This is a genomic window from Moorella sp. E308F, from assembly GCF_006538365.1.
In the GTDB taxonomy this organism is placed as follows: Bacteria; Bacillota; DSM-521; order Neomoorellales; family Neomoorellaceae; genus Neomoorella.
Genome location: NZ_BJKN01000001.1, coordinates 252,783 through 279,662, shown reverse-complemented (window position 1 = coordinate 279,662; position 26,880 = coordinate 252,783). Strand labels below are relative to the sequence as shown.

At 59.5% G+C, this 26,880-nt stretch carries 27 protein-coding genes and 1 riboswitch; of the genes, 25 read left to right on the top strand and 2 right to left on the bottom strand.

All coding sequences use genetic code 11. The annotated features are described in order from the left end of the window. Positions 1-182: 182 nt before the first annotated feature. The gene (locus tag E308F_RS01295; RefSeq protein ID WP_141262882.1) at positions 183-1,184 is read right to left on the bottom strand and encodes a serine hydrolase; all 1,002 of its coding nucleotides are present in this window, start codon (positions 1,182-1,184) and stop codon (positions 183-185) included. Positions 1,185-1,299: 115 nt separating this feature from the next. Between E308F_RS01295 and E308F_RS01290 the strand changes: the two genes are divergently transcribed. The 12 genes from E308F_RS01290 to purD all read left to right on the top strand — a co-directional run bounded on the left by E308F_RS01290 (position 1,300) and on the right by purD (position 14,024). Beyond that, complete coding sequence (locus E308F_RS01290) at positions 1,300-1,782, top strand: copper amine oxidase N-terminal domain-containing protein (protein ID WP_216364425.1); 483 nt, start codon at positions 1,300-1,302, stop codon at positions 1,780-1,782. A gap of 100 nt (positions 1,783-1,882) precedes the next feature. Beyond that, positions 1,883-1,985: riboswitch (purine riboswitch) on the top strand. Positions 1,986-2,213: 228 nt separating this feature from the next. Further along, a complete protein-coding gene (gene purE, locus E308F_RS01285) occupies positions 2,214-2,738 on the top strand; it encodes a 5-(carboxyamino)imidazole ribonucleotide mutase (protein ID WP_141262880.1) in 525 nt (174 codons plus the stop codon). Beyond that, positions 2,735-4,030, top strand: coding sequence for an adenylosuccinate lyase (purB, locus tag E308F_RS01280; RefSeq protein WP_141262879.1), 1,296 nt, complete (start codon positions 2,735-2,737; stop codon positions 4,028-4,030). Before purE ends, purB begins: the two co-directional genes overlap by 4 nt. A gap of 12 nt (positions 4,031-4,042) precedes the next feature. After that, positions 4,043-4,759 (top strand): phosphoribosylaminoimidazolesuccinocarboxamide synthase, encoded by a 717-nt coding sequence (purC, locus tag E308F_RS01275; protein WP_141262878.1) that lies wholly within the window; start codon positions 4,043-4,045, stop codon positions 4,757-4,759. Positions 4,760-4,777: 18 nt separating this feature from the next. Next, positions 4,778-5,047: a phosphoribosylformylglycinamidine synthase subunit PurS gene (gene purS / locus E308F_RS01270; protein ID WP_141262877.1), complete on the top strand. Its 270-nt coding sequence runs from the start codon at positions 4,778-4,780 to the stop codon at positions 5,045-5,047. 55 nt (positions 5,048-5,102) lie between these two features. Then, complete coding sequence (gene purQ / locus E308F_RS01265) at positions 5,103-5,813, top strand: phosphoribosylformylglycinamidine synthase subunit PurQ (protein ID WP_141262876.1); 711 nt, start codon at positions 5,103-5,105, stop codon at positions 5,811-5,813. After that, complete coding sequence (gene purL, locus E308F_RS01260; RefSeq protein ID WP_141262875.1) at positions 5,803-8,004, top strand: phosphoribosylformylglycinamidine synthase subunit PurL; 2,202 nt, start codon at positions 5,803-5,805, stop codon at positions 8,002-8,004. The genes purQ and purL overlap by 11 nt, the downstream gene beginning before the upstream one ends. Continuing rightward, positions 7,968-9,431: an amidophosphoribosyltransferase gene (gene purF, locus E308F_RS01255; RefSeq protein WP_141262874.1), complete on the top strand. Its 1,464-nt coding sequence runs from the start codon at positions 7,968-7,970 to the stop codon at positions 9,429-9,431. The genes purL and purF overlap by 37 nt, the downstream gene beginning before the upstream one ends. Further along, positions 9,431-10,483, top strand: coding sequence for a phosphoribosylformylglycinamidine cyclo-ligase (purM, locus tag E308F_RS01250; protein ID WP_141262873.1), 1,053 nt, complete (start codon positions 9,431-9,433; stop codon positions 10,481-10,483). Before purF ends, purM begins: the two co-directional genes overlap by 1 nt. A gap of 54 nt (positions 10,484-10,537) precedes the next feature. Further along, positions 10,538-11,155, top strand: a complete 618-nt coding sequence (gene purN / locus E308F_RS01245) for a phosphoribosylglycinamide formyltransferase (RefSeq protein ID WP_141262872.1) — start codon at positions 10,538-10,540, stop codon at positions 11,153-11,155. Positions 11,156-11,210: 55 nt separating this feature from the next. Continuing rightward, positions 11,211-12,752, top strand: coding sequence for a bifunctional phosphoribosylaminoimidazolecarboxamide formyltransferase/IMP cyclohydrolase (purH, locus tag E308F_RS01240; protein WP_141262871.1), 1,542 nt, complete (start codon positions 11,211-11,213; stop codon positions 12,750-12,752). A 15-nt stretch (positions 12,753-12,767) separates the two neighbouring features. Then, positions 12,768-14,024: a phosphoribosylamine--glycine ligase gene (gene purD, locus E308F_RS01235; protein ID WP_141262870.1), complete on the top strand. Its 1,257-nt coding sequence runs from the start codon at positions 12,768-12,770 to the stop codon at positions 14,022-14,024. Between the two features lie 86 nt (positions 14,025-14,110). Here purD and wrbA read toward each other — a convergent pair whose 3' ends face one another. Beyond that, a complete protein-coding gene (wrbA, locus tag E308F_RS01230) occupies positions 14,111-14,731 on the bottom strand; it encodes an NAD(P)H:quinone oxidoreductase (protein WP_216363866.1) in 621 nt (206 codons plus the stop codon). A 210-nt stretch (positions 14,732-14,941) separates the two neighbouring features. Here wrbA and E308F_RS01225 point away from each other — a divergent pair, with 210 nt between their 5' ends. The 13 genes from E308F_RS01225 to hisI all read left to right on the top strand — a co-directional run bounded on the left by E308F_RS01225 (position 14,942) and on the right by hisI (position 26,718). Further along, positions 14,942-16,603 (top strand): spore germination protein, encoded by a 1,662-nt coding sequence (locus E308F_RS01225; RefSeq protein ID WP_141262868.1) that lies wholly within the window; start codon positions 14,942-14,944, stop codon positions 16,601-16,603. Positions 16,604-16,605: 2 nt separating this feature from the next. Continuing rightward, positions 16,606-17,703: a GerAB/ArcD/ProY family transporter gene (locus E308F_RS01220; RefSeq protein WP_141262867.1), complete on the top strand. Its 1,098-nt coding sequence runs from the start codon at positions 16,606-16,608 to the stop codon at positions 17,701-17,703. Then, the gene (locus E308F_RS01215) at positions 17,700-19,127 is read left to right on the top strand and encodes a Ger(x)C family spore germination protein (RefSeq protein ID WP_141262866.1); all 1,428 of its coding nucleotides are present in this window, start codon (positions 17,700-17,702) and stop codon (positions 19,125-19,127) included. The genes E308F_RS01220 and E308F_RS01215 overlap by 4 nt, the downstream gene beginning before the upstream one ends. 10 nt (positions 19,128-19,137) lie before the next feature. Next, positions 19,138-19,365: a hypothetical protein gene (locus E308F_RS01210; RefSeq protein ID WP_141262865.1), complete on the top strand. Its 228-nt coding sequence runs from the start codon at positions 19,138-19,140 to the stop codon at positions 19,363-19,365. 112 nt (positions 19,366-19,477) lie between these two features. Then, the gene (locus tag E308F_RS01205) at positions 19,478-19,774 is read left to right on the top strand and encodes a YerC/YecD family TrpR-related protein (protein WP_141262864.1); all 297 of its coding nucleotides are present in this window, start codon (positions 19,478-19,480) and stop codon (positions 19,772-19,774) included. Positions 19,775-19,923: 149 nt separating this feature from the next. Next, a complete protein-coding gene (gene hisZ, locus E308F_RS01200) occupies positions 19,924-21,090 on the top strand; it encodes an ATP phosphoribosyltransferase regulatory subunit (RefSeq protein WP_141262863.1) in 1,167 nt (388 codons plus the stop codon). A gap of 26 nt (positions 21,091-21,116) precedes the next feature. Beyond that, entirely contained in the window at positions 21,117-21,803 is a 687-nt protein-coding gene (gene hisG, locus E308F_RS01195; RefSeq protein WP_141262862.1) for an ATP phosphoribosyltransferase, read from the top strand. A gap of 10 nt (positions 21,804-21,813) precedes the next feature. Further along, positions 21,814-23,076, top strand: a complete 1,263-nt coding sequence (hisD, locus tag E308F_RS01190) for a histidinol dehydrogenase (protein ID WP_373995950.1) — start codon at positions 21,814-21,816, stop codon at positions 23,074-23,076. Then, positions 23,073-23,663 (top strand): imidazoleglycerol-phosphate dehydratase HisB, encoded by a 591-nt coding sequence (hisB, locus tag E308F_RS01185; RefSeq protein ID WP_141262860.1) that lies wholly within the window; start codon positions 23,073-23,075, stop codon positions 23,661-23,663. The genes hisD and hisB overlap by 4 nt, the downstream gene beginning before the upstream one ends. 52 nt (positions 23,664-23,715) lie before the next feature. Beyond that, entirely contained in the window at positions 23,716-24,348 is a 633-nt protein-coding gene (hisH, locus tag E308F_RS01180; RefSeq protein WP_141262859.1) for an imidazole glycerol phosphate synthase subunit HisH, read from the top strand. Next, the gene (gene hisA, locus E308F_RS01175) at positions 24,326-25,057 is read left to right on the top strand and encodes a 1-(5-phosphoribosyl)-5-[(5-phosphoribosylamino)methylideneamino]imidazole-4-carboxamide isomerase (protein WP_141262858.1); all 732 of its coding nucleotides are present in this window, start codon (positions 24,326-24,328) and stop codon (positions 25,055-25,057) included. The genes hisH and hisA overlap by 23 nt, the downstream gene beginning before the upstream one ends. A 6-nt stretch (positions 25,058-25,063) precedes the next feature. Next, positions 25,064-25,822 (top strand): imidazole glycerol phosphate synthase subunit HisF, encoded by a 759-nt coding sequence (gene hisF, locus E308F_RS01170; RefSeq protein WP_141262857.1) that lies wholly within the window; start codon positions 25,064-25,066, stop codon positions 25,820-25,822. Positions 25,823-25,902: 80 nt separating this feature from the next. Further along, positions 25,903-26,718: a phosphoribosyl-AMP cyclohydrolase gene (gene hisI, locus E308F_RS16075; protein WP_141262856.1), complete on the top strand. Its 816-nt coding sequence runs from the start codon at positions 25,903-25,905 to the stop codon at positions 26,716-26,718. The last annotated feature ends 162 nt before the right edge of the window (positions 26,719-26,880 follow it).

Below are 26,880 nucleotides of genomic sequence, written 5' to 3'. Positions count from 1 at the left end.
ACGCGAGGCGGGGTGATTACAGCAGAATCCTTAATGTGAGTTTACAATGGGAACAATTAACCGTTAAGTGCACAAATTTTTTTCATTGTGTACTAACTAATATTTTCGATGTATATTTTTTGTATCCTTCTCGCTAGCGCTTACCTAAAAATTTCTCGTCGCCCTTAAAAACTTCTCTCTTACTAATTCCGGGCTAGGTTTTCCTGGTAGTCGTACATCATTTTCGTGATGGTGGCTATATTGGCAAAGCCCTTGTCAGGATCTTCGACTCCCTGGGAGAGGACGGTGATAATAAAGGGCCGGGAGCCGAATACTACTCCGACATCAGCCGGGCTGCCCCAGATGAACCCTTCCTTGTGGGCCACGGTAACACCTGCGGGTATCATCAAGGGGATACCTTCGTTATAAATGCCGTTGGCCATATCGTCCAGGAGCCGGCGGCCGTCGGGGTTGACTTTAGCAAAGTCCAGGGCGGCCTGGACATAGGTTGCCATATCCCGGGCCGTACTCAAGTTTTGGCCGTCAGGAAAGACGGTTTGGCCACCTAGGCTCCGCATAAAACTGGCAATACTGCCTTTGCCGACAAAGTTGCGCAGCATATTGTAAGCAATATTGTCGCTGGTAGTAATGGCCATGGTGGTTAAGGTTCTTAAGGTAAGCTTGTCCCCATCTTTGACACTGAACTGCAGGATGCCGCTGCCGCCCTGGTAGTCGGTGGCGCTGTTATAGGTCAGCTTTTGCTGCCAGTCCAGGTTGCCCTGGGCGACCAGGTGATTGATAAACAGGACGGTCGGCAGCTTTACCGTGCTGGCAGCAGGCAGCCGTGTATCGGCATTGATGCCGAAGGACTGGCCGGAAATAAGGTCTTTAAAAAAGACGCCGTAAGTTCCCGGCTGGCCGGCCAGATACTCCTCAATTTGCTTTTTCAGGGGGGTGTAGTCGGGGGTATTTGCTGCAGCCCCATCGGGGATATAAAGGTTCTGGCCCGGATAAATAATATCGCTGCTTAAATTATTGCTGCTTTTTAAAGCCTCTATGCTGGTACCAAAACGCCGGGCAATCAGCCACAGGGTATCGCCGGGCTGTACCGGGTAGTTCATGGCCTGGGCCACCAGGGGAAAAACCACCAGTGCGGCCAGGACGAAGATGAGGAGCAAGTATCTTAACTTGTGACGACGAAACATCAAAGCACCTCCTGAGAAATGTAGCAGGGTTTGTCCCTACCTCCTTATATTAAAACATAAAAGTGGTGGAGAAATATTAAGAAAGTATAAGTTTGGGCAGCGTAATTTTTGCCGCTTGAGGAAAGGTTTGCAGGAGGGGTTCCTTATCGGTCTATCCTGTTACAGCCAGGGCCGGGAAGCAGTGAGCCGCGCCTTTACTATTTATGGAAGCGCCGTGCCGGTGGCCATCTTTACCCTGGGGCAAAAAAGTTGCAGCAGCAACGGCCAGGTGCAAGAGATGGATGTCGCACCTCTGCTGGAAAACGGCCGTACCTACGTTCCCCTGCGCTACCTGGCCATGGCCCTGGGTGTTCCCGAGGCGGGGATTGGCTGGGACCCCGCCAGCCAAACGGTGACTTTGAGTAGTGCCGGCCATATCCTGAAGTTTTATCCCGGCCGCGCGGAAATGGAACGCGACGGCCGCCGGGAACCCCTGGATGTAGCCCTCCTGAACCGTTACGATCGGGTTTTCCTCCTGGCCCGCTATGTCGCCGAGGCCCTGGGGTACAAGGTCCACTGGTCAGAAACCAGGCAGCAGGTGCTGGTCACCAGGGAATAGACGGTGGATGCCTTTTGCCGGCGCCCTTCTAACAGAAGACGGGTGGGAAAACATGAAAGCTTATTGACAGTTGTTACCCCATTTGTTATTATGGGGTCGAAAAGTAAATATGGTAACGGACTGTATAATTGGGGGAATAGGGCTCCCAAGTTTCTACCGGGCAACCGTAAATTGCCCTGGCTACAGCCTGAAAGTGTACCTCAGGGTTCCGCGCGAAGGTTATTTCGCGGCCAGGTCCGAGTGGTACAGGCACATTTTGTGCTACACCGGAGGGATAAAAACCCAGGCGGGTAGGTTTCAGTGTTGCGTGACCTACCCCGGCCTGGGTTCTTTAGTTTGCCGGCCGGCAAGAGGTATATTGGGCGGCAGCAAAAAGGATAAAGGGGGATGATAAAACAAATGCTAAAATATAAGGAAGGAGAAGAAATTTAATGAACATGGCACATGTTGGTATTGTCATGGGCAGTGACTCCGATTTGCCGGTTATGACCCAGGCCGCAGGCTTCTTGGAGCGCTTCCAGATTCCTTATGAAGTAAGGATCCTATCCGCGCACCGCTCGCCCGATGCTGCCCTGGAATACGCCCGCAATGCAGCCGGCCGGGGGCTCAAAGTCCTCATCGCCGGCGCCGGCGGGGCGGCCCACCTGGCCGGTGTCCTGGCCGCCGTGACCACCCTGCCCGTCATTGGCGTTCCTATCAAGACGGCGGCCCTGGGCGGGGTGGACTCCCTCTACGCCATGGTACAGATGCCTAAAGGCATCCCGGTGGCCACCGTAGCCATAGACGGGGCGGCCAATGCCGCAATACTTGCGGCCCAGATTCTCGCCGTTCATGACCCGCAGCTAAAGGCGCGCCTGGCGGCCTATAAAGAAGAGCTGGCCCGGGAAGTGGCGGCCCGGGATGCTAAACTGGCGCAGCTGGGCATCGAGGGTTATTTACGGGAGGGGAAAAAATGATTGCACGCTACACCTTGCCGGAAATGGGGAAAATTTGGGAACAAGAACACAAATTCCGCACCTGGCTGGCTATTGAGATCTATGCCTGCGAAGCCTGGGCCGAGCTAGGCCAGATCCCGCCGGCCGCCCTGGAAGAGATCAAGGCCAAGGCCGATTTTGACATTGACCGGATCAATGAAATTGAAGCCACCACCCGCCACGACGTCCTGGCCTTTCTTACTGCCGTTGCGGAAAAGGTGGGTGACGCCTCCAAGTATATTCACCTGGGCATGACCTCCTCCGACGTCCTGGATACGGCCCTGGCGGTGCAGATGCGGGACGCCGCCGACCTGCTCCTCAGACGCCTGCGGCAACTGCGGTCCGAACTCGTCAAAAAGGCCCGGGAACATAAATACACCCTGATGATCGGCCGCACCCACGGTGTCCACGCCGAGCCCACCACCTTTGGCCTGAAAATGGCCCTCTGGGTCATGGAAGTAGACCGGCATATAACCAGGCTGGAACAGGCCAGGGAAATTATCAGTGTCGGCAAAATATCCGGCGCCGTCGGCACTTTTGCCAATATCAATCCCCGGGTGGAAGAGCACGTCTGCCGTCGCCTGGGTCTTAAACCGGCCAGCGTTTCCACCCAGATCATCCAGCGCGACCGTCACGCCCAGTTCCTGACCACCCTGGCTGTCATCGGCAGTTCCCTGGAGAAAATGGCTACAGAAATCCGCAACCTGCAGCGGACTGATATTTTAGAAGTTGAAGAGCCCTTTGCTCAAGGGCAGAAGGGTTCCTCGGCCATGCCCCACAAACGCAACCCCATCATGTGCGAGCGGGTGGCGGGCCTGGCCAGGGTGTTGCGGGGCAATGCCCTGGCGGCCATGGAAAATATCGCTCTCTGGCACGAGCGGGATCTCACCCATTCTTCCGTCGAGCGGGTGATTATTCCCGACAGCACCATTCTGCTGGACTACATGCTGGTCAAATTCACCGAGATTATAGCCGGCCTCAATGTCTACCCGGAGAATATGCGCCGGAATCTTGAAGCCACCCACGGCCTGGTCTTTTCCCAGCGGGTTCTCCTGGCCTTGGTGAACAAAGGCGTTTTGCGGGAGACAGCCTACGCCTGGGTGCAGCGCAATGCCATGCAGGCCTGGCAGACCCGCCAGCCCTTTAAAGAGCTGGTCTTAAAGGATCAGGATATTATGGCTCACCTGGACCGGAAGGAAATCGAGGCTTTATTTGATTACGACTACCACCTGCGCCACGTGGACTACATTTTCCGCCGCGCGGGATTGGAATAAGGGGGAATATCCATGCCTGCTAAAGGAGAGCTGCTCTATGAAGGTAAAGCCAAACGGGTCTACCGCACGGGTGACCCCGACCAGTACCTGGTAGAATTCAAGGACGACGCCACGGCCTTTGACGGCCTGAAAAAAGGCACCATTGCCCGCAAGGGCGAGATCAATGCCCGGCTGTCGGCTCTGTTTTTCCAGATGCTTTCCCGCCGGGGCATCCCCACTCATTTTATTGAACAGACAGGCCCCCGGGAGCTCCTGGTGCGGGCGGTAGATATCATCCCGGTGGAAGTTGTGGCCCGGAACATTGCCGCCGGTAGCCTGGCCAAACGCCTGGGCCTGGCGGAAGGGACACCCCTCAAGCGCCCGGTGCTGGAGTTTTACTATAAATCCGATGAACTCCATGACCCCATGATTAACAACTACCACATTGCCGCCCTGGAGCTGGCCACCGCAAGCCAGATTGAAGAAATGGAAAGCTGCGCCTGGAAGGTTAATGAGCTGCTGACGGAATTCTTGCAGCCGGCCGACCTGGTCCTGGTGGACTTCAAGCTGGAGTTTGGCCTTTTCCACGGCCAGGTCCTCCTGGCCGATGAGATTTCTCCCGACACCTGCCGCTTCTGGGACGGCACCAGCGGGGAAAAACTGGACAAGGACCGCTTCCGCCGCGACCTGGGCGGCGTTGAAGACGCCTATGAAGAAGTGTTAAGCCGGGTGGAGAGGCTGTTGCAATAAATATGGAGGACGATAGTTATGTTCCTGGCTAAAATTTACGTCACCTTAAAACCCGGCGTCCTCGACCCCCAGGGCGAGGCTGTCATGGGCGGCCTCAAAGCCATGGGGTATGAGGGGGTAACTGCGGTACGCGTCGGCAAGTACCTGGAAGTGCAGCTGGACCTGGACGACCGGCAGGAAGCCGGGCGGCAGGTGGAAGAGATGTGCCGGCGGCTCCTGGCCAACCCGGTGATCGAACAATACCGCTTTACCCTGGAAGAACCTGCCGGCGCCGGTGGCAAGGCTTGAGCGCGGCGCGGCGATCGGTGGGGTATAGTCCGGTAGATAAAATGGAGGAACAACCATGAAGTTCGGCGTTATCGTCTTTCCCGGCTCCAACTGCGACCAGGATGTTTACCACGCCCTGGGGTCCGTCCTGGGCCAGCCGGTGGACTACCTCTGGCACGGCGATACCGAAGTTGCCGGTTACGACTGCCTGGTGCTGCCCGGCGGCTTTTCCTACGGCGATTACCTCCGGGCCGGGGCCATCGCCCGCTTTGCCCCTATTATGCCGGCAGTCATTGACTTTGCCAGGTCCGGCGGCCTGGTGCTGGGCATCTGCAACGGCTTCCAGATCCTGTTGGAGGCCGGCCTCCTGCCGGGGGCCATGCGGCGCAATGACTGCCTCCAGTTTCGCTGCCAGTGGACCTATTTAAGGGTGGAAAAGAACGCCACCCCCTTTACCAACCGCTTCCGGGAGGGCCAGGTCGTCCGCATTCCCATTGCCCACGGTGAAGGTAACTATTATGCCGACGCCGCCACCCTGGCCGAACTTGAGGCCAACCGGCAGATTATTTTCCGCTACTGCAATCAGGACGGAGAAGTGACGCCGGCGGCCAATCCCAACGGTTCGGTGGGCAATATCGCCGGCATTGTTAACCGGGAGGGCAATATCCTGGGCATGATGCCCCACCCGGAACGTTGCGCCGAAAGCCTCCTGGGCGGTACCGACGGCCGGGAACTTTTTGCTTCTATAGTTGACTGGTGGCAGAGGGGGGAGCGCCTTGGAGCCTGAAGTTTACCGGCAGATGGGCCTTAAGGACGAGGAATTTGAACGTATTAAAGAAATCCTGGGCCGGGAGCCCAATCATGTGGAAGTGGGCATGTTTGCCGTCATGTGGTCGGAGCACTGCGGCTACAAGCACTCCCGGCCGGTGTTAAAGCTCTTTCCCACCAAAGCCCCCTGGGTCCTCCAGGGGCCGGGGGAAAACGCCGGCATCATCGACATCGGCGACGGCCAGGCGGTAGTCTTTAAAATCGAAAGCCACAACCACCCCTCGGCCATAGAGCCTTTCCAGGGAGCGGCCACCGGCGTGGGGGGCATTGTCCGCGATATCTTTGCCATGGGGGCCCGGCCCATCGCCGTCCTGGACTCCCTGCGCTTCGGCCCCCCGAATGACCCGGTTACCCGCTATCTTATGAACGGCGTGGTGGCCGGTATCGCCTTTTACGGCAACTGCCTGGGCCTGCCCACGGTGGCCGGGGAAGTATATTTTGATCCATCTTATGCCGGCAATCCTCTGGTCAACGCCATGGCCGTGGGCCTTATCGAGCAAAAAGACATCCGCCGCGGCCGGGCCGCCGGGGTGGGCAATGCCGTCATGCTGGTGGGCGCCCGTACCGGCCGCGACGGCATCCACGGCGCTACCTTTGCTTCTGAGGAGTTGACCCAGGCCTCCGAAGAACGCCGGCCTTCGGTCCAGGTAGGCGACCCCTTTCGGGAGAAACTTCTCATTGAAGCCTGCCTGGAAATAATTAAAGAAGATTTAATCATCGGCATGCAGGATATGGGCGCGGCCGGGATCACCAGCTCTTCCTGCGAAATGGCGTCCCGGGCCGGAACGGGAATGGAAATCGACGTCGCCCTGGTGCCCCGGCGGGAAGAGGGCATGACCCCCTATGAGGTGATGCTTTCGGAGTCCCAGGAACGCATGCTCCTGGTGCCCAAAAAAGGCGCGGAAGCAAGGATCCAGGCCATCTGCCGGCGCTGGGGCCTGGAGGCGGTGGTTATCGGCCGGGTGACGGACGACGGTATCATGCGCATTAAAGAGGGCGGCCGGGTGGTGGCCGAGGTGCCGGCCCGGGCCTTAACGGACCAGTGCCCTGTCTACGAGGTGGAACGGCGCCGGCCGGCTTACCTGGATAAATTGCAAAATATGGATCTCAGCCGCCTGCCGGAGCCGGGGGATTACGGGGAAACGCTTTTGCAGCTCCTGGCGGCGCCCAATATAGCCAGTAAAGAATGGGTTTACCGCCAGTACGACTACATGGTACGCACGGACACGGTGGCCGGACCCGGCGGCGATGCCGCTATCTTAAGGATTAAGGGAACCGGCAAGGGCCTGGCCCTGACGGTGGACGGCAACAGCCGCTACTGCTACCTGGATCCGGAAACGGGCGGGGCCATTGCCGTAGCTGAAGCAGCCCGCAATCTCTCCTGTGTAGGCGCCCGTCCCCTGGGCCTTACCGATTGCCTGAACTTCGGCAATCCCGAAAAGCCGGAAGTCGCCTGGCAGTTCTACCAGGCCGTAGTGGGTATGAGCCGGGCCTGCGCGGTTTTGCAGACGCCGGTTACTGGCGGCAACGTCAGTTTCTACAACGAAACGGAAGGCGAGGCCATCTATCCCACGCCGGTGGTGGGTATGGTGGGTCTCATCGCTGATATTGAAAAACGCTGCGCTTTGGCGTGGCGCCGTGAGGATGATGTTCTCATTCTCCTGGGAGAGACCTGCCCGGAGATAGGCGGCAGCGAATACCTGGCCGTTGTCCACGGTCTGGTGGCCGGGCGGCCGCCGGACCTTAACCTGGAACGGGAAGCCGCCGTCCAGGAAGTTGTGCGGCAGGCCATCGCCGCCGGGCTGGTGACGGCGGCCCACGATTGCGCCGAAGGGGGCCTGGCCGTGGCCCTGGCTGAAAGTGCCCTGGCCGGCGGGTTGGGCGCGGTAGTGGAACTGGCAAGCAGTCTCCGGCCGGACTACCTCCTCTTCAGCGAAAGCCAGTCGCGGGTGTTGCTGGCGGTCCCGCCGGCAGCCCGGGACAGGGTGCTGGCCATGGCCCGGGAGAAGGGCGTGCCGGCGGCGGTCATCGGCCGTACTGCCGGCCGGGCCCTGGCGGTAAGGGTAAACGGCAGGACGGTGTTTAATCTCAGCCTGGGGGAGATGGAGAAGCAATGGCGGGAGAGCATACCGGCTTTGATGGCCCGGTGAGGGAAAGGGAGTTATCCTGGGACCGGTCGCCCTGGCATGAAGAGTGCGGCATCTTCGGCATCTATGCCCCGGGCAAGGATGTGGCCCGCCTGGCCTATTACGGCCTCTTCGCCCTGCAGCACCGGGGCCAGGAGAGCGCCGGGATTGCCGTGGCCGACGGCCGCCAAATTGCCGTCCACAAGGGCATGGGGCTGGTGGCGGAGGTTTTTAACCAGGACAACCTCCGGGCTTTAAAGGGTAGCGTAGCCATCGGCCATGTGCGCTATTCTACTACCGGGGCGAGTTCCCTGGTCAATGCCCAGCCCCTGGTTTTCCGCTACCTCCGGGGTATGGTGGCCATTGCCCATAACGGGAACCTGACCAATGCCAACCGGCTTAGGCGGGAGCTGGGAGCCAGGGGCTCCATCTTCCAGTCTTCCACCGACAGCGAAGTTATTGTCAATCTTATCGCCCGCTACAGCCAGGAGCCCATTGAGGTGGCCCTGCGCCGCTGCCAGGACGAGCTGGAGGGCGCCTATTCCCTGGTGGTGATGACCGAGGAAAAGCTCATCGGCGTCCGCGATCCCTTTGGCGTCCGGCCCCTGTGCCTGGGGAAAATGGGGGAGGCCTGGGTGCTGGCCTCCGAGTCCTGCGCCCTGGATACCGTGGGTGCCGCTTTTTGCCGTGACATTGAGCCCGGGGAAATTGTCGTCATCGACAGTCAGGGGGTGCACTCCATCCAGGGACGGCGGGCGCCCCACAGCGCCCACTGCATCTTTGAATACGTCTACTTTGCCCGGCCCGACAGTATCCTGGACGGCGAAACTGTCAACCTGGTGCGGCGGGAGCTGGGCCGCAATCTGGCCCGGGAATACCAGGTGGCGGCCGACGTGGTGATCCCGGTGCCGGATTCCGGCATTGCCGCCGCTGCCGGTTACGCCGAGGCGGCGGGTTTACCCTTTATCGAAGGGTTGATGAAAAACCGCTATGTGGGCCGGACCTTCATCCAGCCCACCCAGGAGATGCGCGACCTGGGCGTGCGCTTGAAACTCAATCCCATCAAGTCAATTCTGAAAGATAAACGGGTTATTATCATCGATGATTCCATTGTCCGGGGAACTACCAGCCGGCGGATTGTGGAGATGCTGCGCCAGGCCGGGGTGCGGGAGGTCCACCTGCTGGTGGCCTCGCCGCCGGTTTTGCACCCCTGTTACTATGGCATTGATACCAGCGCCCGGGGCGAGCTCATTGCCGCCCGGTATTCCCTGGAGGACATCCGCCGCCATGTCGGGGCCGACAGCCTCTATTACCTGAGCCTGGAGGGGCTGTTCCGTTCCGTGAGCCGGGGAGCGGAAAATTTCTGCGCCGCCTGCTTTTCCGGCCGCTATCCCATCCCCATCCCCTCCCCGGAGGAGGCGACCAAGTACAGCCTGGAAGGAGGTGCATAATAGTGGCTGGCGAAGGCCTGACCTATGCTGCCGCCGGGGTGGACATAACCGCCGGCAACCGCGCCGTAGAGTTGATGCAGGAGCATGTCCGCCGGACCTTCCGGCCGGGGGTCCTGGGGGACCTGGGCGGTTTCGGCGGCCTTTTTGCCCTGGAACCGGGCCGTTACCGGCAGCCGGTGCTGGTGGCGGGCACCGACGGGGTAGGGACGAAGCTGAAAATAGCCTTCCTCATGGACCGCCACGATACCATCGGCATCGACGCCGTGGCCATGTGCGTCAACGATATCCTGGTTCATGGGGCCGAGCCCCTCTTCTTCCTGGACTACCTGGCGGTAGGGAAAATGGTGCCGGAAAAAGTGGCCCAAATCGTCGCCGGGGTGGCCGAAGGCTGCCGCCGGGCCGGCTGCGCCCTGAACGGGGGCGAGACGGCCGAGATGCCCGGCTTTTACCCTGAGGATGAATACGACCTGGCCGGTTTCGCCGTCGGCGTCGTGGAACGGGAGGAGCTCCTGGACGGCAGCCGCATCCGGCCCGGCCAGGTGGTCCTGGGCCTGGCCTCCAGCGGCCTGCACTCCAACGGCTTTTCCCTGGCCCGCCGGGTTTTGCTGGCGGAAGCCGGTTACACCCTGGACCGGCAGCTGCCGGAACTGGGCCGCGCCCTGGGGGAAGAATTGCTGGAGCCGACCCGTATATATGTAGCCTCTCTGTTGCCATTAATAAAAGAGGGATTAATCAAGGGCCTGGCCCACATCACCGGCGGCGGCCTGGTGGAAAACCCGCCCCGCATCCTGCCGAAGGACGTAAACATGCGCCTGGACCGGCGCAGCTGGCCGGTACCGCCCGTTTTCCGCCTCATCCAGGAGAACGGCAAAGTGCCGGAACCGGAGATGTACCGCACCTTCAATATGGGCCTGGGTATGCTGGCGGTGGTTGCGGCCGGTGACGTTGACAGGGTAAAAGCGCGCTTAGAGGCCGCCGGGGGAGAGGTTTTTGTGGTTGGTGAAATAATACCCGGCCGGGGAGCAGTAGAGTTCGTGCCGGAGCTAAAATAAAAAAGTAAACGGCTGGCTTTTGCTATGAGAAAGTCTAGTTTCGGGGGAGAGAGAATGGTTGCAGCACCTTTACCGATAGGCATCCTGGTTTCCGGCCGGGGCAGCAACATGGAGGCCATTGCCGACGCTATAGCTGCCGGCCGCATCCCCGCCCGCATCCAGGTGGTCATCAGCGACCGCCCGGAAGCCCGTGCCCTGGAACTGGCCCGGCAGCGGGGGCTCAAGGCCTGTTGCCTCGTACCCCGGGAATACCCATCCCGCCAGGCCTATGACCGGGCCCTGGCGGCGGTCTTGAAAAAAGAGGGGGTAAAGCTGGTAGTCCTGGCCGGCTTTATGCGGCTCCTCAGCCAGGATTTTCTCGATCAGTTTCCGGGGGCGGTAATCAACATCCACCCGGCCCTGCTGCCGGCCTTTCCCGGCCTCAACGCCCAGCGCCAGGCCTGGGAATACGGTGTCAAGTTTTCCGGCTGCACCGTCCACTTTGTTGACGCCGGCACCGATACGGGCCCCATCATCGCCCAGGCGGTGGTACCGGTAAAGGACGACGACACCCCGGAAACCCTGGCGGCCCGCATCCTGGTGGAAGAACACCGCCTTTACCCCGAGGTTATCAAATGGCTGGCCGAAGGCAGGGTAGAACTCCACGGCCGGCGGGTCGCAGTGAAAATTTGAAGGAGCCGCTCATGGCGGCAAGTCGAGTTATTTTCATAGGAGGCGAGCTATACATATGCCGAAAAGGGCGCTTCTTAGTGTTTCCGACAAGACCGGCCTGGTGGATCTGGCCCGGGGGCTGGTAGAGCTGGGATGGGAGCTTATCTCTACCGGCGGTACCGCCCGCACCTTGACCGCAGCCGGTTTGCCCGTTACCGAAGTCGCAGCCGTTACCGGTTTTCCTGAGATCCTTGACGGCCGTGTCAAAACCCTCCACCCTAAAATCCATGGGGGTATCCTGGCCCGGCCGACGCCGGAACACCTGGATCAGCTCCAGGAGCAGGGCATTCAGCCCATTGACCTGGTGGTGGTCAACCTCTACCCCTTCCGGGAAACCATTGCCCGGCCAGGGGTAACGCCGGAAGAGGCCATTGAAAACATCGACATCGGCGGCCCAACGATGGTCCGGGCAGCAGCCAAGAATCACGAGAGAGTGGCGGTGGTCGTTGACCCGGCCAGCTACAGCGAGGTGCTGGCCGAACTGCGGGAGAAGGGGAATTTAAGCACGGCCACCCGGCGGCGCCTGGCGGCGGCGGCCTTCGCCCACACGGCTGCTTACGATGCGGCCATTGCCGCCTATTTCCAGCGCCTTATCCGCAATGAAGAGCCTTTTCCTGTTCACTTTATCCTCAGCGGCGAGAAGGTCCAGGACCTTCGTTATGGTGAGAATCCTCACCAGCAGGCCGCTTTTTATCGTTTGCCCGCCGTATCCCCCGGCAGCCTGGCCGGGGCGCGGCAGCTCCAGGGCAAGGAGCTTTCTTACAACAACCTCATGGACCTGGACGCTGCCTGGAACCTGGCCTCTGACTTTAAAGAGCCGGTAGCGGCTATCATCAAGCACACCAATCCCTGCGGCGTGGCCCGGGCTACAACTCCATCCCAGGCCTACCGCCTGGCCTACGCGGCCGATCCTGTTTCCGCCTTTGGCGGCATCGTCGCCCTGAACCGGACGGTGGATGCCGCTACAGCCAGGGAAATGACGGAGATATTCCTGGAAGCTGTCATCGCCCCTGATTTTACCCCGGAAGCCCTGGAGATTCTTAAAAGCAAACCCAACCTGCGCTTGCTTGCTGCAGACGAGAGGGCTGCCTACCGCGTCCAGGAATACCAGGTAAGGCCCGTCAGCGGCGGCTTCCTGGTCCAGGAGCCGGATTACCATGTCCTCGACCCCGAGCACCTCAAGGTGGTAACGGCCCGTAAACCCGAAGCAAGGGAGATGGAGGATTTACTCTTTGCCTGGCAGGTGGTGAAGCACGTCAAGTCCAACGCCATTGTGGTGGCTAAGGACGGCGTTACTTTGGGCATTGGTGCCGGCCAGATGAACCGGGTCGGCGCGGCGCACATCGCCCTGGAGCAGGCCGGGGCCCGGGCGAAAGGGGCTGTCCTGGCTTCTGATGCCTTCTTCCCCTTCAGCGACACAGTGGAACTGGCAGCTAAGGCCGGGATTACAGCCATCATCCAGCCCGGCGGCTCCGTCCGCGACGAAGAGTCCATCAAAGCAGCCGATGCCGCTAGTATAGCCATGGTGTTTACCGGCATCCGCCATTTCCGGCATTAAAGGAGGTACTATTAAATGCGCATCCTGGTAGTCGGCGGCGGCGGGCGGGAACACGCCCTGGTGTGGAAGATTGCCCGGTGTCCCCGGGTTACAGAAATCTATTGCGCGCCGGGTAATGCCGGCATTGCCGGATTGGCTAATTGTGTGCCCATTGCCGCCGATGATATTGAGGGTCTCTTGGCCTTTGCCCGCCAGGCAGGCATCGATCTTACCGTCGTGGGCCCCGAAGCACCCCTGGTGGCCGGCATTGTCGATGCCTTCCAGGCCGCAGGGTTACCTGTTTTTGGCCCCTCCCGGGCGGCGGCCCGGCTGGAAGGGAGCAAGATTTTTGCCAAAGAGTTAATGCAGGCGGCGGGCATCCCTACGGCCCGCCATACCGCCTTTATGGAGGCCGGGGCAGCCCTGGCCTACCTGGAGGAACATCCCGGCCCGGTGGTCGTCAAGGCCGACGGCCTGGCCGCCGGCAAGGGAGTGGTGGTGGCTCCGGACACGGCCACGGCCAGGGAAGCGGTAACGGCCATGTTCGGCGGCCGGTTTGGCCCTGCCGGGCAGCGGGTGATTATTGAAGAGCACCTGGAAGGCGAAGAGGTCAGCATCCTGGCCCTCTGCGACGGGGAAACAGTGATCCCCCTCTTGCCTTCCCAGGACCACAAGCGGGTGGGGGAAGGAGATACCGGCCCCAATACCGGCGGCATGGGCGCCTACGCCCCTGTCCCCTTTTACACTCCGGAAATAGCCGGGGAGGTAGAAGAAAAGATACTCCGGCCTACAGTCCGGGCTATGGCCGCGGCCGGCTGCCCCTACCGCGGCGTCCTCTACGCCGGGCTGATGCTCACCCGCGAGGGGCCTAAAGTCCTGGAATTTAACTGTCGTTTTGGCGATCCGGAAACCCAGCCCTTGATGCTGCTTTTACAGAGCGACCTGGTGGAACTGATGCTGGCTACCATAAACGGTGAGCTGGCCGGAACAAAGATTGACTGGTGCCCGGGGGCGGCAGCCGGGGTGGTCCTGGCGGCCGGCGGTTATCCCGGACCTTATGCCAGGGGTGAAGTCATTACGGGGCTGGAGGCAGTGCCGCCTGGAGTGGAGGTTTTCCACGCCGGTACGGCTCTGGTGGACGGTCAGGTAGTAACTGCCGGGGGACGGGTATTATGTGTTACTGCTCGAGGTGAAAATTTACAGGCCGCCCTGGACCGCGTTTATGCCGGTATAAAGGCCATCAATTTTGCGGGCATGCACTACCGCCGCGATATTGGTTACCGGGCCCTGTAAATCGCTATAAAATAAGCACCCGGCAATTGATTTGCCGGGCTTATTGCATTTTATCCGGATATTCGCCTGCATGGTGCGAAGAATGACTACCCCTTTAGCTTCTGAGCCACCGTGGCAATACGTTTACCCAGGGAACGGGCGATGACCTGGTCCTGGTCCGTGGGCGGCTGGTCATGGTTGGGACCGGAGGTGGCGGAAGCTCCGTAGGGAGTTCCGGCGTTGACCAGGCTAAAATCTTCATAGGTCCGGCCGACGATAATCATGCCGTGATGGAGCAGGGGCAGGAGCATGGAAATAAGAGTAGCTTCGTTACCCCCGTGAATGCTACCCGAGGTACAGAAGACACCCCCAACTTTACCGGCCAGTTGACCTTTACCCCATAAAGGAACAGTAGCATCGATAAATTGTTTTAACTGGGCCGCGGCATTACCAAAGTGGCTGGGGCTGCCGAAGATTACCCCATCGACATCCTGGAGGTCTTCCAGGGTGGCTATGGAAATGTCCTTCATTTCCTCCTGGGCCTTTTGATAAGCCGCCGATTTCTCAAGCTGCTGCAGGGTTTCCCGCGGCATGGTTTCCGGGACCCGCTTCAAGATGGCAGTGCAGCCGGGTATTTCTGTAACCCCGGCCCCTACAGCCCGGGCAAGTTTAGCCGTATTACCGTAGAGGCTGTAGAAAACCACCAAAATCTTTGTCTCACCGGCCAAAAAAATCAACTCCCCATCAAAACACATTGTCCTTACAGTCAGTGTGAGCCAAAACTGGCGCTTTTAGTCATTTTTAAACAGGCCAATTTCAAACCGCATATCTCTAGCTGCCCAATCGAGATGCGGCGACTTATGCATAATGTTTCCTCCCCCGGTAAAAGCTATCCAGTGCTGGTATTAACCGGCTTCCACTTAAAGGAGGGAGGAACTTTGCCCGGTCCTTACCGCAAGCCCTTAAGGGCGGCTCTTTTCCGCCGCCGGCAGCCTTCAGGAAAGCAGGATAACAAGGGTCATTCCAAGGGTAGTAAGGCTCAAAAGGCACCTTACCCGCCCCTGGAGGAATACCAGCTCACTGCCGAACTGAAGCTCAACCTGGAACAGCTGCAGAGAATCTTTGCCAAATGCAGCGATGTCGTCAACCGCGATTTTTACCTCGGCCAGGCTATTAAAGCAGCCCTTTTTTATATCGACGGCCTGGCCGACAAAAAGCTCATTGAAGATACCCTGATGCGCACCCTGCAGCAGGCACCTCCGCAGCTGGCCCGGGACCTGGCAGACAAAACCCGGGACCTGGCCGCGGTTATGGAAACCGTCATGCCCATGACGGATGTGGCCGTAGTTGATAACATGGGGGCCGTGGTTAAACACGTCCTGGACGGGGATACGGTCCTGCTCCTGGATGGGTATAATAAAGGCCTGGCCTTAAGCACCCGTTCCTGGGAACACCGTGCTATTGATGATCCCATTACCGAGAGCGTGGTCCGGGGCCCACGGGAAAGCTTCATTGAGAGCTTACGCACTAATACCGCCCTCCTCCGGCGCAGGTTGAAAACTCCGTCCCTCAAAATGGAACTTGTTTGCCTGGGCCGCTATACCATGACTAATATTGTCATCACCTATATAGAAGACCTGGCCGACCCGGCGGTAGTCCGGGAAGTGCGCCAGCGGCTGGAGCGGATTCAAATTGATGGTATCCTGGAAAGCGCCTACATTGAGGAACTTATAGAAGATAACCCTACTTCCCCCTTTCCCCAGATCGACCATACGGAACGGCCGGACAAGGTGGTGGCCGCCCTGCTGGAAGGCCGGGTGGGCATCCTGGTGGATAATACTCCCTTTGCCCTCATCGTACCGACCCTTTTTATCCAGTTTATCCAGTCCAGTGAAGACTACTATGAACGCTATTACCTTTCCAGTTTCCTGCGGCTGGGTCGTTTTATCGCCCTGAATGTAGCCCTGCTCCTGCCGGCTTTCTATGTAGCTGCCAGCACTTTTCATCAGGAAATGTTACCTACCAACCTCCTGATAAGGCTGGCCTCACAGCGGGAAGGCATACCTTTCCCGGCTGTAGTAGAAGCGTTGATCATGGAACTTAGTTTTGAACTCCTGCGGGAAGCCGGCGTGCGCCTGCCAAGGCAAGTTGGCCAGGCGGTAAGCATTGTTGGGGCTTTGGTTATTGGGGAAGCGGCTGTGAGCGCCGGCCTGGTGTCCCCAGCCATGGTAATTGTCGTAGCCCTGACGGGGATCAGCTCTTTTGCCCTCCCGTCCTTCGCCATGGCCATCACCCTGCGCCTCCTGCGTTTTATCATGCTCGTCCTGGCCGGCACCCTGGGCTTTTACGGTATTATGCTGGGGTTGCTGGCCATCTTGGTACATCTTAATACCTTACGTTCCTTCGGGGTACCCTACCTGGCGCCCGTCACCCCCTGGAATTTTAGCGATTTTAAAGACGTCCTGATCCGAACACCACGCTGGGCCATGAACTCCCGGCCCAGCCAGATCGGTTATCGCGATCCGGTGCGTCAGGGAGCCGGGCTAAAGCCCACCCCGCCAGCCAGCTCCAATCCCCCGCCGGAGGAGGGCCGGTCCTGAAGATGCGGGAAGAAGGCTATATCAGTCCCCGCCAGGCGGCGGTCATGCTGTGGTTTGCCATCCTGCCTACAGCCATCCTTTTTTTGCCGGCTTTGCTGGCTTTGCGGGCGCACCAGGACGCCTGGTTGTCGGTCATAGTGGCCACCCTGGCTGCCGCCGCAGTGGCGCTGGTTGTCTACCTGCTGGCCCAGCGTTTCCCCCACCATACCCTTTTCCAGTACTGCGAGCTGATTTTAGGCCCTGTGGCGGGTAAAATAGTAGCCTTTATCTTTGTCCTGGCCTTTTTCCTGCTGGATGCGGTAGTCATCCGGGAGTTCAGCGAGTTCCTGGTCACGGCGGTTATGCCGGAAACGCCGGCTTTATTCTTCAGCCTCAGTATCGTCGCCGTGGCCGTCTATGCCGCCCGCAACGGTCTGGAGGTCATCGCCAGGTGCACGGACTTTATCCTGCCTCTGATGGTGGCCTTTATTGCCATCGTCCTCCTTTTTGCCACTCCGGAAATGGCGCCCCGCAATCTCTTGCCCGTCCTGGAAAACGGCTTCCGGCCGGTTCTGGGGGGTGCCCTGGTGACCTGGAGCTTTCTGGGCCAGATATTCATCCTGGCTACTTTCGGTGCCTTCGTTAACCCGCCTCGAGCCCTGAGAGCCAGCCTGGTCAGCGGGCTGCTGGGGATAGCCTTTTTCCTCAGCCTGGTGACTATGGGCACCATTCTTGTCTTCGGCTGCTGCGAAGCTGCCCGCCTGACCTTTGCCGCTTACGCCCTGGCGCGGGTGGTCTCTTTGGGTCAGTTTTTTGAGCGCATCGAAGCCCTGTTCCTGGCCATCTGGGTAGGGGGGGTATTTATCAAAATAACCCTTAACCTCTATGTAGTGGCCCTGGGCTTGGCCACCGTCACCGGGCTCAAGGAGTACCGACCCCTGGTTGCCCCCCTGGGGGCGTTAAATGTTGCCGTAGCGGCCCTCCTTTACCGGAACATCAGCGAGATCCGCCACGATCTCCTCATGGTAGAACCAGGGTGGACCCTGACCTGGCAGCTTATTTTACCCTTATTTTTGCTCATAATGGCCTGGCTTCGAGGTAAAAGGAGGACGGGGATATGAAGGCCCGGCTGCGTTTAACCCTGGCCCTTCTTTTACTGGCTCTTATGTTACCCGTGCTTGCGGGCTGCTGGAGCCGTCATGAGATTGAAGAGCTGGCCATTGTCATGGCCGTGGCTCTGGATGCCGCCCCAGGGGACCTGGTACGCCTGAGCGTTTATATAGTTATCCCCCGGGCCATAGCTGGCGGGCCGTCCATGGGTGGTGGTGGCGGTGGGGAACCGGATAAAGTAGGGGAAGTTATCAGCGCCACCGGCAGCGACTTTGCCCAGGCAACCCGGCGGCTGGAAAGTTTGGTGCCGCGGCGTCTTTTATGGGCCCAGAACCGGGTGTTGATTCTTGGTGAGGAGCTGGCCCGGCAGGGGCTTCATTACCTGGACCTCTTTACCCGCGAGCGCCAGATGCGGCTGACGACACCGGTATTGATTACCCGGGGCGAAGCCCGTAAAGTACTGGAAGTGCCGCCGGGCATTGAATTAATGCCCGGGACGATTTTAACCGGTATTTTGCGCAACCGGACCACCTTTAAAGTGGAACTAAAGGATCTTCTTGCCATGTGGGAGGCGCCGGGAGATAACCCCGCCCTGCCCCTGGTGGTAATGACGCCGACGCCGGAGCAGGAAAGCCGCGAGGCGAGAGGCGGTGATGATGATAAGGGCCAGAAGGGCGGTAACAAGGAGGAGGGGAAAAAGAACCAACCCGAGGCCGTAGTCATTAAAGGTGCCGGGGCTTTCCGCGATGACCGTTTAATCAGCTGGCTGGATGAAAGGGAGATCAACGGCCTCATGTGGCTGCGGGGGGAAGTAAGGGAGGGGGTTATTACCGTAACTTTGTCAATACCGACCGGGGGTAATTTCCCGGGGCAGGAGCAGGGGCAGAAAAGGGGTCAAACTATTACACCGGACCAGGGGCAGGGACAGCCTGCCGGGCCGGTAGAGGGGCAGGGGCAAAACCCTTCCCAGAATCAAGCCCGGGCCAGAACCCAGGGCCAGGCCTCGGTGATTTTTCACCGCGCCTCTACGGAGGTTAAACCCCGGGTTGAAGGCAGCCAGGTAACTTTTAACGTAGAAATCCGGGGCAACTGTGACTTAACGGAAGCTACAGTTAGCCTGAACCCCGACCGGTCGGAACATTTGCTGGCCATTCAGGAGGCTGTCAACAGGGCCGTGGAAGAGCGGGTCCTGGCTGCCGTGCATAAGGCCCAGCAGGAAATCCGGGCGGACATCTTTGGTCTTGGCGAAACCCTGCACCGCAGCAACGTTCGCTACTGGCGCCAGGTCCAGGACCGCTGGAACGAAGAGTTTACCCGTGCTAAAATCCAGGTTAAGGTGGATTTGTATCTGAACCGGCTGGGAATGACCAACAGGACACCAGGTAAAACCCTGGATATTGGCGGCAAGGGCGCCACTCAGGGCAGTACCAGGTAGGAGTGATGGAATGCTCATTTTAATTATCCTGGCTTTCCTGGTCATCGCTTACCTGGATGCTCCGAAGCTCTGGGAGAAAAAGTACTGGCGGGAACTGACCGTCATGGGTATCGTCTGGTCCCTGGGTCTGGCTTTAAGCCTGGCCCTGGCTTTAAATTTACCTGTCCCCAACCCGGCAAAACTTTTAGCCCGGGTTTTTGGCCCGGTGACAGAGTGGCTGACCAGGTTGATTGGTTGAAGGAAAAACCAGGTGCATGGCGAAGTTTTTAATTATCGCATAGAAAGCTAAACTTGTTGACTTCTCACCTCTCACTTCCCACCTCTCACATGATATAGGGGGAGGGTATGCTATGGGCCGGGATAAGTTGCAGGACCCCCAGGTTGATGAACTGTTCCGCGCTATTTTAGCCCTGGAGAACCTGGATGAATGCTACCGCTTCTTTGAAGACCTGTGTACTACCGCTGAAATCAAGGCCATGGCCCAGCGCCTGGCCGTAGCCCGCTACTTACGCCAGGGGGTTACCTATGCGGCCATTGCCGCCGCTACAGGGGCCAGTACAGCCACCATCAGCCGGGTCAAGCGTTTTTTAAACTATGGCGCCGACGGCTACAACCTCATCCTGGATCGCCTGGATAAAAGGGAGTAATTTGACGCCATGGATAACCGGCTGGAGATAAAGAGGTTTAATCAGACTTGCCGGCCTCTGGACGTGGCTGGCGGTTTTTGTCAAGAGGTCGTTCCCTGTGCTATTATTACGTTAATACGTTAACATGATAAAGCAATGGAGTGAAGGTAGTGGCCGGCAACTGGAATAATCTCCAGGTACCGGCGGGGGTGCGGGACCTGCTGCCGGCAGAGGCAGCTGCCCTCAGGGAACTGGAGCAGGAACTGGTGGCTTTCTTTCAAAGTTGGGGTTACCAGGAAGTGCTGACCCCGACTTTTGAATTTGTGGAAACTTTTCAGGCCGGCTCTCCCGCTGGGGATGAAGGGAGCCTCTACAAATTTATCGACCGCGAGGGACGGGTTCTCGCCTTACGGCCGGAGATGACGGCCCCTATTGCCCGCCTGGTGGCTACATCGTTACGGCGTGAGGCCTTACCGTTACGCCTGTGTTACAGCGCCAGGGTATTTCGCTATGAAGAACCCCAGGCCGGGCGCCTGCGGGAATTTCACCAGGCCGGGGTGGAACTCATCGGTGCCGGGGGTGTGGCGGCCGATGGGGAGATTATTGCCCTGGCGGTAGAAACCTTGTTAAAGGCCGGCTTGAAGGACTTTCGTTTAGGCATTGGCCAGGTGGCCGTCACCAAGGGCGTACTCCAGGACCTGGACCTGCCCCGGGAGGCGGTGGCGAGGATTAAAGTAGCCCTGGCCGGCAAGGACCTGGTGGGGCTGGAGCGGCTTGTCGACGAGTATAGTCTTACGGGGTTGAAGAGGCGGCAGCTGGAACTCCTCGCCACTTTACATGGCGGTAAAGAGGCCCTGGAGGAAGCCCGGGCCAATTTTATCCAGACCGGAGCAGCCGCTGCCCTGGCCGGCCTGGAAGAAGTATGGCAGGCGCTGACAGCTTACGGGCTGGAAAAGTGGCTCTTCATTGACCTGGGTATTTTACGGGATTTTGATTATTACACCGGTATCGTTTTTGAAGGTTATGTACCGGGCCTGGGAGTACCCGTCTGCGGCGGCGGGCGCTACGATGGCCTGGTGGGCCAGTTTGGTTACCCCTGCCCAGCCACCGGCTTTGCCCTGGGACTGGAGCGGGTGCTCATGGCCCGGGGCGAAGGGCAGGGAGGCGGGCAGGGTGGTTACCTGGTGGCCGGCCGGGACCTGGCGGCTGTTTTGCGCCGGGCACGAGAATTGCGCCGGCCGGGGGTAATGGTAATTATAGATGGGGGAAGTCAAAACCGCCAGGAAGCAGCAGCCCGGGCCGCCGCCCGGGGGTTGGCCCTGGTTTGGGTGGATTAGCTTAAGATTTTCGGAGGAACTTTTAAATGGTCACCGACTTGCTGACGCTGGCCTTGCCCAAGGGCAAGCTGGGCGAAGACGCCTTGCAATTATTGCGTAAGGCCGGGCTCCCGGTAGAGGGCGTGGCCACCGGAGCACGGCAGCTGGTCTTTGCTTTCCCTGCCGACCGGGTGCGTTATGTCATCTGCCGTCCCACGGACGTGCCGACCTATGTAGAACACGGGGCTGCCGATCTGGGGATTGTCGGCAAGGATACCCTGGCGGAGGCCGGGGCCGATGTCTTTGAGCTGGTGGACCTGGGTTTTGGTTATTGCCGTTTTGTCGTAGCCGCGCCTCGGCAGCGCTGGGAAGAAGCAGGCCGGTCCCTGGAAAACCTGCTGGCCGGTAGCCGCCGGGTGGCCACCAAGTTTCCCAGGGTAGCAGCAACCTTTTTCCAGGAGCGAGGCTTGCCGGTAGAAATAATCAAGCTCCATGGCAATATCGAGCTGGCCCCCCTGGTGGGACTGGCCGACCTGATTGTGGATATTGTATCTACCGGGCGAACCTTAAGGGAAAATGACCTGGTAGAAGTGGTCCCCATTTTTCCCTCCACCGCTCGTTTGATTGCCAACCGGGTTAGTTACCGGATCAATTACCAGCGCCTGCGGCCTGTAATAGAAGCCTTAAAGCGGGCGGCTGCTCAAGGGGGTGCCGGGATTGCTACCTGTTCTTGAGGGTGAAGAAGTGCGGCGCCGCTGGGCCGGCCGGCTGCTGGCCCAGATCGATGTAGCCGCGAGGGTACGGGATATTATTACCGCTGTCAGGGCGGAAGGCCAGGCAGCCGTAGAACGTTACACCCGCGAGCTGGATGGAGTTGATCTAAAAAAGGTCGGTTTTCGCGTGACGACCGGGGAGATTAAGGCTGCTTATGAAGCCGTTACTCCTGAACTGCGGGAGGCCATTCAAAAGGCCCGGGATAATATTGCCGCCTACCACCGCCGTGAGCTGCGGGGTTCCTGGATGGAGGCGGATGCCAGCGGCACCATCCTGGGCCAGATCTGCCGTCCTTTAAAGCGGGTGGGCCTTTACGTACCCGGCGGTACGGCTGCTTATCCTTCGTCGGTATTAATGACCGCCGTACCGGCCCGGGTGGCCGGGGTTGAGGAAATAGCCCTGGCGACGCCACCGCGGCGGGACGGTACCCTGCCGCCCCTGCTCCTGGTGGCGGCAGCCGAGGCCGGGGTAAGGGAGATCTATAAAATGGGCGGGGCCCAGGCCGTGGCCGCCCTGGCCTACGGGACGGAAGCAGTGGCCCCGGTGGATAAGATTGCCGGCCCGGGAAATATTTATGTTACCCTGGCCAAGAAGGAAGTCTATGGGGCAGTTGATATAGATATGCTGGCGGGGCCCAGTGAAATCGTGGTCATTGCTGATGCATACGCCCGGCCGGACTGGGTGGCGGCCGACCTTCTCTCCCAGGCCGAGCACGACACCCTGGCCGGCGCGGTCCTGATCACGCCGGAAGCCGGCCTGGCCCGGGCGGTGGTAGAGGAAGTAGCCCGCCAGCTGGAGACCCTGCCCCGGCGGGAGATAGCCGCCCGTTCCCTGGCAAATTATGGTGCGGCCGTGGTAGTGCCCCATCTGGAGGCCGCCCTGGAGCTGGCCAATGCCCTGGCGCCAGAGCACCTGGAACTGTACGTGACCGAACCCTGGTCCTGGCTGGGCCGGGTGGAAAATGCCGGGGCGATTTTCCTGGGGCCTTACAGTTCCGAGCCCCTGGGGGACTACTGGGCCGGGCCCAGCCATGTTTTACCTACCGGCGGCACGGCCAGGTTTTATTCACCTTTAAGTGTCGCTACTTTTATGAAGAAAAGCAGCCTCATTGCCGCCGGTCCCGCCTACCTGAAGGCGGCCGGGAGTTTGATCCAGGCCCTGGCCCGGGCCGAAGGCCTGGAAGGTCATGCCCGGGCCATTGAGCTGCGGCTGGAGGAAGGGGATAGAAAATGAGTCGCGAGGCCTTGATTGAGCGTCAGACCACAGAAACCAGCATTCGCGTTAAGCTCGACCTGGACGGCAGCGGCAAATGGCAGGGGAGCAGCGGTATCCCTTTTTTTGATCACCTGCTGGCCCAGCTGGCCCGCCATGGCCTCCTGGACCTGAAAATCTGGGCTGAGGGCGACCTGGAAGTTGACAATCACCATACTGTGGAAGATATCGGTATCTGCCTGGGAGAGGCCATCAAAAAGGCCCTGGGCGATAAAGCCGGGATTAATCGCTACGGCAGCGCCCTGGTACCCATGGATGAGGCCCTGGTCCAGGTGGCCCTGGACTTCAGCGGCCGGCCCTACCTTGCTTGTAACCTGGACCTGCCCCCGGGCCGGATCGGCAGCCTGGAGACAGAACTGCTGGAGGAATTCCTGCGGGCTTTTGTTAACCACAGCCGCCTGACCCTCCACGTGCAAAAGCTTGCCGGGCGCAACGGCCATCATGTCGCCGAGGCCCTCTTTAAAGCCCTGGGCCGGGCCATCAGGGAGGCCGCCAGCCGCGATCCCCGGGTAGAAGGTCCCCCTTCTACCAAGGGTAGCCTGGACTGATAAGGGTTAGACAATACCAGCCTGCGACAAAGTTATTTGCGGAGGAAGCAAAATGCGGCCGTTAGCTATTATCGATTACGGTATGGGCAATCTCTTGAGCGTTCAGAAGGCCCTGGCCAAACTAGGTTACCCGGCGGAGATAACCTCTGACCCGGAGGTAGTGCTTGCTGCTCCCGGCGTTATCCTGCCCGGCGTGGGAGCCTTTGCCGACGCCATGGCCAACTTGCAGGAGAGGGGCCTGGTGGAAGCCATCCGGAAAGTTGTGCGGCGGGGTGTACCCTTCCTGGGCATTTGCCTGGGGTTGCAGCTCCTCTTCAGCACCAGTGAAGAAGGGGGTCCGGTGGAAGGTCTAAACCTTTTACCGGGCGAAGTTAAACGCCTACCGCCAGGGTTTAAGGTTCCCCACATGGGCTGGAACCAGGTGCAATTGCTAAAGCCCGGAGAGCTTTTCCAGGGTGTACCCACGGGCACGAACTTTTACTTTGTCCATTCGTATTATATTGACCCCGCCGATAAAACCATAGTTACCGGTACTACGGATTATGGTTTAACCTTTGCCGTAAGCATCCAGCGGGATAACCTCTTCGGGGTCCAGTTCCACCCGGAAAAAAGCAGCCGCTGGGGCCTGGAGGTTTTAAAAAACTTTGGGGAGCTGGTAAACCGTGTTGATTCTGCCTGCCATTGACCTGCGGGAAGGGCGCTGCGTGCGCCTTTACCAGGGGCGGCCGGAAGCCGAAACTATCTACTCCACCGACCCGGTGGCTGTGGCCAGGGGCTGGGTGGCCAGGGGCGCCCGCTGGCTCCATGTGGTGGACCTGGACGGGGCCTTCGCCGGCCGGCCGCGGAATATGGAGGTTATTGCGGCCATAATCAAAGAGGTGCACATCCCGGTCCAGGTGGGAGGTGGCATCCGCAACCTGGAAAGCCTTAAAGACCTGCTCGCTGCTGGGGCGGCCCGGGCCGTCCTGGGGACGGTAGCCATCACCAACCCGGAGATAGTTGCTGAGGCTGTTGTGCGCTTTGGTGACCAGGTGGCCGTCGGTATTGATAGCCGCGAAGGGATGGTAGCCGTGGAAGGCTGGGCGGCAACAGTGGAGGAAAGGGCCCTTGACTTTGCCGGCCGCATGGCTGCCCTGGGGGTAAAGCGGGCCATCTTTACTGATATCAGCCGCGACGGTACTCTCCAGGGACCCAATCTTGCCGCCACCAGGGAGGTTGCCAGGAGGAGCGGCCTGAAAGTCATTGCCTCCGGTGGTATTGCCAGCCTGGACGACGTCCGCGCCCTGCGGGGCCTGGAAAAGGAAGGCGTGGAAGGTGCCATCCTGGGACGGGCCCTTTACAACGGCAACTTTACCCTGGAAGAAGCCATGGCCGTGGCCGGGGAGGAGGATTGATTTAAGATGCTTACCCGGCGGATTATTCCCTGCCTGGACGTGGACCACGGGCGGGTAGTTAAGGGGACCAATTTTTTAAACTTAAGGGATGCCGGGGACCCGGTAGAGCTGGCAGCTGCCTATGACCGCGCCGGCGCCGATGAATTGGTCTTCCTGGATATCTCGGCCTCGGCCGAAGGACGGGAGATTATGGTCGACGTGGCCCGGCGTGTGGCTGAGGAGGTCTTTATCCCCTTTACCGTAGGGGGTGGCCTGCGCACGGTGGAAGATATTCGCCGCATGCTGGCCGCCGGGGCCGACAAGGTTTCCCTGAATACGGCCGCCGTGCTGGATCCCAGTCTCGTGGCCATGGCAGCCCGACGTTTCGGCAGCCAGTGCGTAGTGGTAGCCATCGATGCCCGCCGTACCGGCCCCGGTTCCTGGGAGGTTTATACCCACGGCGGCCGCCAGCCAACGGGAAAAGACGCCCTGGAGTGGGCCCGGCAGGTGGAGGAGCTGGGGGCCGGGGAGATCCTGCTCACCAGTATGGATTGCGACGGTACTTTAGAAGGCTACGACGTGGAACTGACGGCAGCCATAAGCACAGCTGTCAGCATCCCTGTAATCGCCTCCGGCGGCGTGGGGAAGCTAGAGCACCTGTATGAAGGCCTGACGGCAGGCCGTGCCGACGCCGTCCTGGCGGCCTCTATCTTTCACTTTGGCACCTATACTATAGGGGAAGCCAAGCGTTACCTGGCCGGGCGCGGCGTGCCCATACGTTTATAAGAGCAGGAAGACGCATGGCTCTTGAGTGTGCAGGCACATGCTCCTTTACGAAATATGCTATATGCGGAGGATATTTGCTTATGGGTGTTACCATACCTGAGGAAATTCGCTTTAATGCCGACGGCTTAATCCCGGCCATTATCCAGGATGTAGAAAGCGGCCGGGTGTTGATGCTGGCCTATATGAACCGGGAAGCCCTGGCCCGCACCCTGGCTACCGGCGAGACGTGGTTTTACAGCCGCAGCCGCCGGGAACTCTGGCATAAAGGGGCCACCTCGGGCCATCGCCAGTATATTGTCAATGCCAGCTACGATTGTGACGCCGATGCCTTGCTCTTCCAGGTCCGCCAGATAGGAGTGGCCTGCCACGAAGGGGAATTTTCCTGCTTTCATAACTCCCTCCCCATGCAGGTTAGCAGACCCGGCAGCAACAGGCAGGGCGAAAAGGGGCGGACAGAGAGGAAGCAAGCCGATAGCGGGCCGGATGAACGGGGCTGGACAGACCTGCACGGCGCCCGGCAGGTTGTCCTGTACCCGGCGACCCCGGGCAGCCAGGTAGAAACATCCGGCCCGGCTACTGCCGACCTGGGAACTATCCTGGCAGAAGTCTTCCGGGTGATTAAAGAACGCCAGGCCACCCGGCCGGAAGGCTCCTACACGACCTATCTCTTTAATAACGGCCAGGATAAAATCCTGAAAAAAATCGGCGAAGAGGCCGGTGAAACCATCATTGCCTCTAAAAACGACAGCCGGCGGGAAATTTTATACGAGCTCGCCGACCTCTATTACCACACCCTGGTTTTGCTGGCCTACCATGATCTGGAACCGGGACAGTTGGCTGCCGAACTGGCCGCTCGCCTGCCGGTAAAAGATCCTTTGGCCAAAAAACGCCAGTGATTACCACTAGATACCCCGGCGGGCTTCCTGCATGGTTCGGGATGTTTCAGTAACTGGCTACCCGGCAATAGGATACGGATCTACCTGAAGGAGCACCTGCCTGCCTGACAACCTGACCAACCTCTATCTCGCCGCGCTTTTATCTAGTCAAATGCGGAAAAA

Excerpts from the sequence above, each read along its gene's own strand:
- purB (WP_141262879.1), top strand. The coding sequence starts at position 2,735 with ATGATTGCACGCTACACCTTGCCGGAAATGGGGAAAATTTGGGAACAA.
- hisI (WP_141262856.1), top strand. The coding sequence starts at position 25,903 with ATGGGTGTTACCATACCTGAGGAAATTCGCTTTAATGCCGACGGCTTA.
- hisH (WP_141262859.1), top strand. The coding sequence starts at position 23,716 with ATGCGGCCGTTAGCTATTATCGATTACGGTATGGGCAATCTCTTGAGC.
- E308F_RS01220 (WP_141262867.1), top strand. The coding sequence starts at position 16,606 with ATGCGGGAAGAAGGCTATATCAGTCCCCGCCAGGCGGCGGTCATGCTG.
- purQ (WP_141262876.1), top strand. The coding sequence starts at position 5,103 with ATGAAGTTCGGCGTTATCGTCTTTCCCGGCTCCAACTGCGACCAGGAT.
- E308F_RS01205 (WP_141262864.1), top strand. The coding sequence starts at position 19,478 with ATGGGCCGGGATAAGTTGCAGGACCCCCAGGTTGATGAACTGTTCCGC.
- E308F_RS01295 (WP_141262882.1), bottom strand. The coding sequence starts at position 1,184 with ATGTTTCGTCGTCACAAGTTAAGATACTTGCTCCTCATCTTCGTCCTG.
- hisG (WP_141262862.1), top strand. The coding sequence starts at position 21,117 with ATGGTCACCGACTTGCTGACGCTGGCCTTGCCCAAGGGCAAGCTGGGC.
- purS (WP_141262877.1), top strand. The coding sequence starts at position 4,778 with ATGTTCCTGGCTAAAATTTACGTCACCTTAAAACCCGGCGTCCTCGAC.
- purN (WP_141262872.1), top strand. The coding sequence starts at position 10,538 with ATGGTTGCAGCACCTTTACCGATAGGCATCCTGGTTTCCGGCCGGGGC.
- E308F_RS01215 (WP_141262866.1), top strand. The coding sequence starts at position 17,700 with ATGAAGGCCCGGCTGCGTTTAACCCTGGCCCTTCTTTTACTGGCTCTT.
- E308F_RS01210 (WP_141262865.1), top strand. The coding sequence starts at position 19,138 with ATGCTCATTTTAATTATCCTGGCTTTCCTGGTCATCGCTTACCTGGAT.
- purC (WP_141262878.1), top strand. The coding sequence starts at position 4,043 with ATGCCTGCTAAAGGAGAGCTGCTCTATGAAGGTAAAGCCAAACGGGTC.
- purE (WP_141262880.1), top strand. The coding sequence starts at position 2,214 with ATGAACATGGCACATGTTGGTATTGTCATGGGCAGTGACTCCGATTTG.
- hisF (WP_141262857.1), top strand. The coding sequence starts at position 25,064 with ATGCTTACCCGGCGGATTATTCCCTGCCTGGACGTGGACCACGGGCGG.
- purF (WP_141262874.1), top strand. The coding sequence starts at position 7,968 with ATGGCGGGAGAGCATACCGGCTTTGATGGCCCGGTGAGGGAAAGGGAG.
- hisB (WP_141262860.1), top strand. The coding sequence starts at position 23,073 with ATGAGTCGCGAGGCCTTGATTGAGCGTCAGACCACAGAAACCAGCATT.
- purD (WP_141262870.1), top strand. The coding sequence starts at position 12,768 with ATGCGCATCCTGGTAGTCGGCGGCGGCGGGCGGGAACACGCCCTGGTG.
- purH (WP_141262871.1), top strand. The coding sequence starts at position 11,211 with ATGCCGAAAAGGGCGCTTCTTAGTGTTTCCGACAAGACCGGCCTGGTG.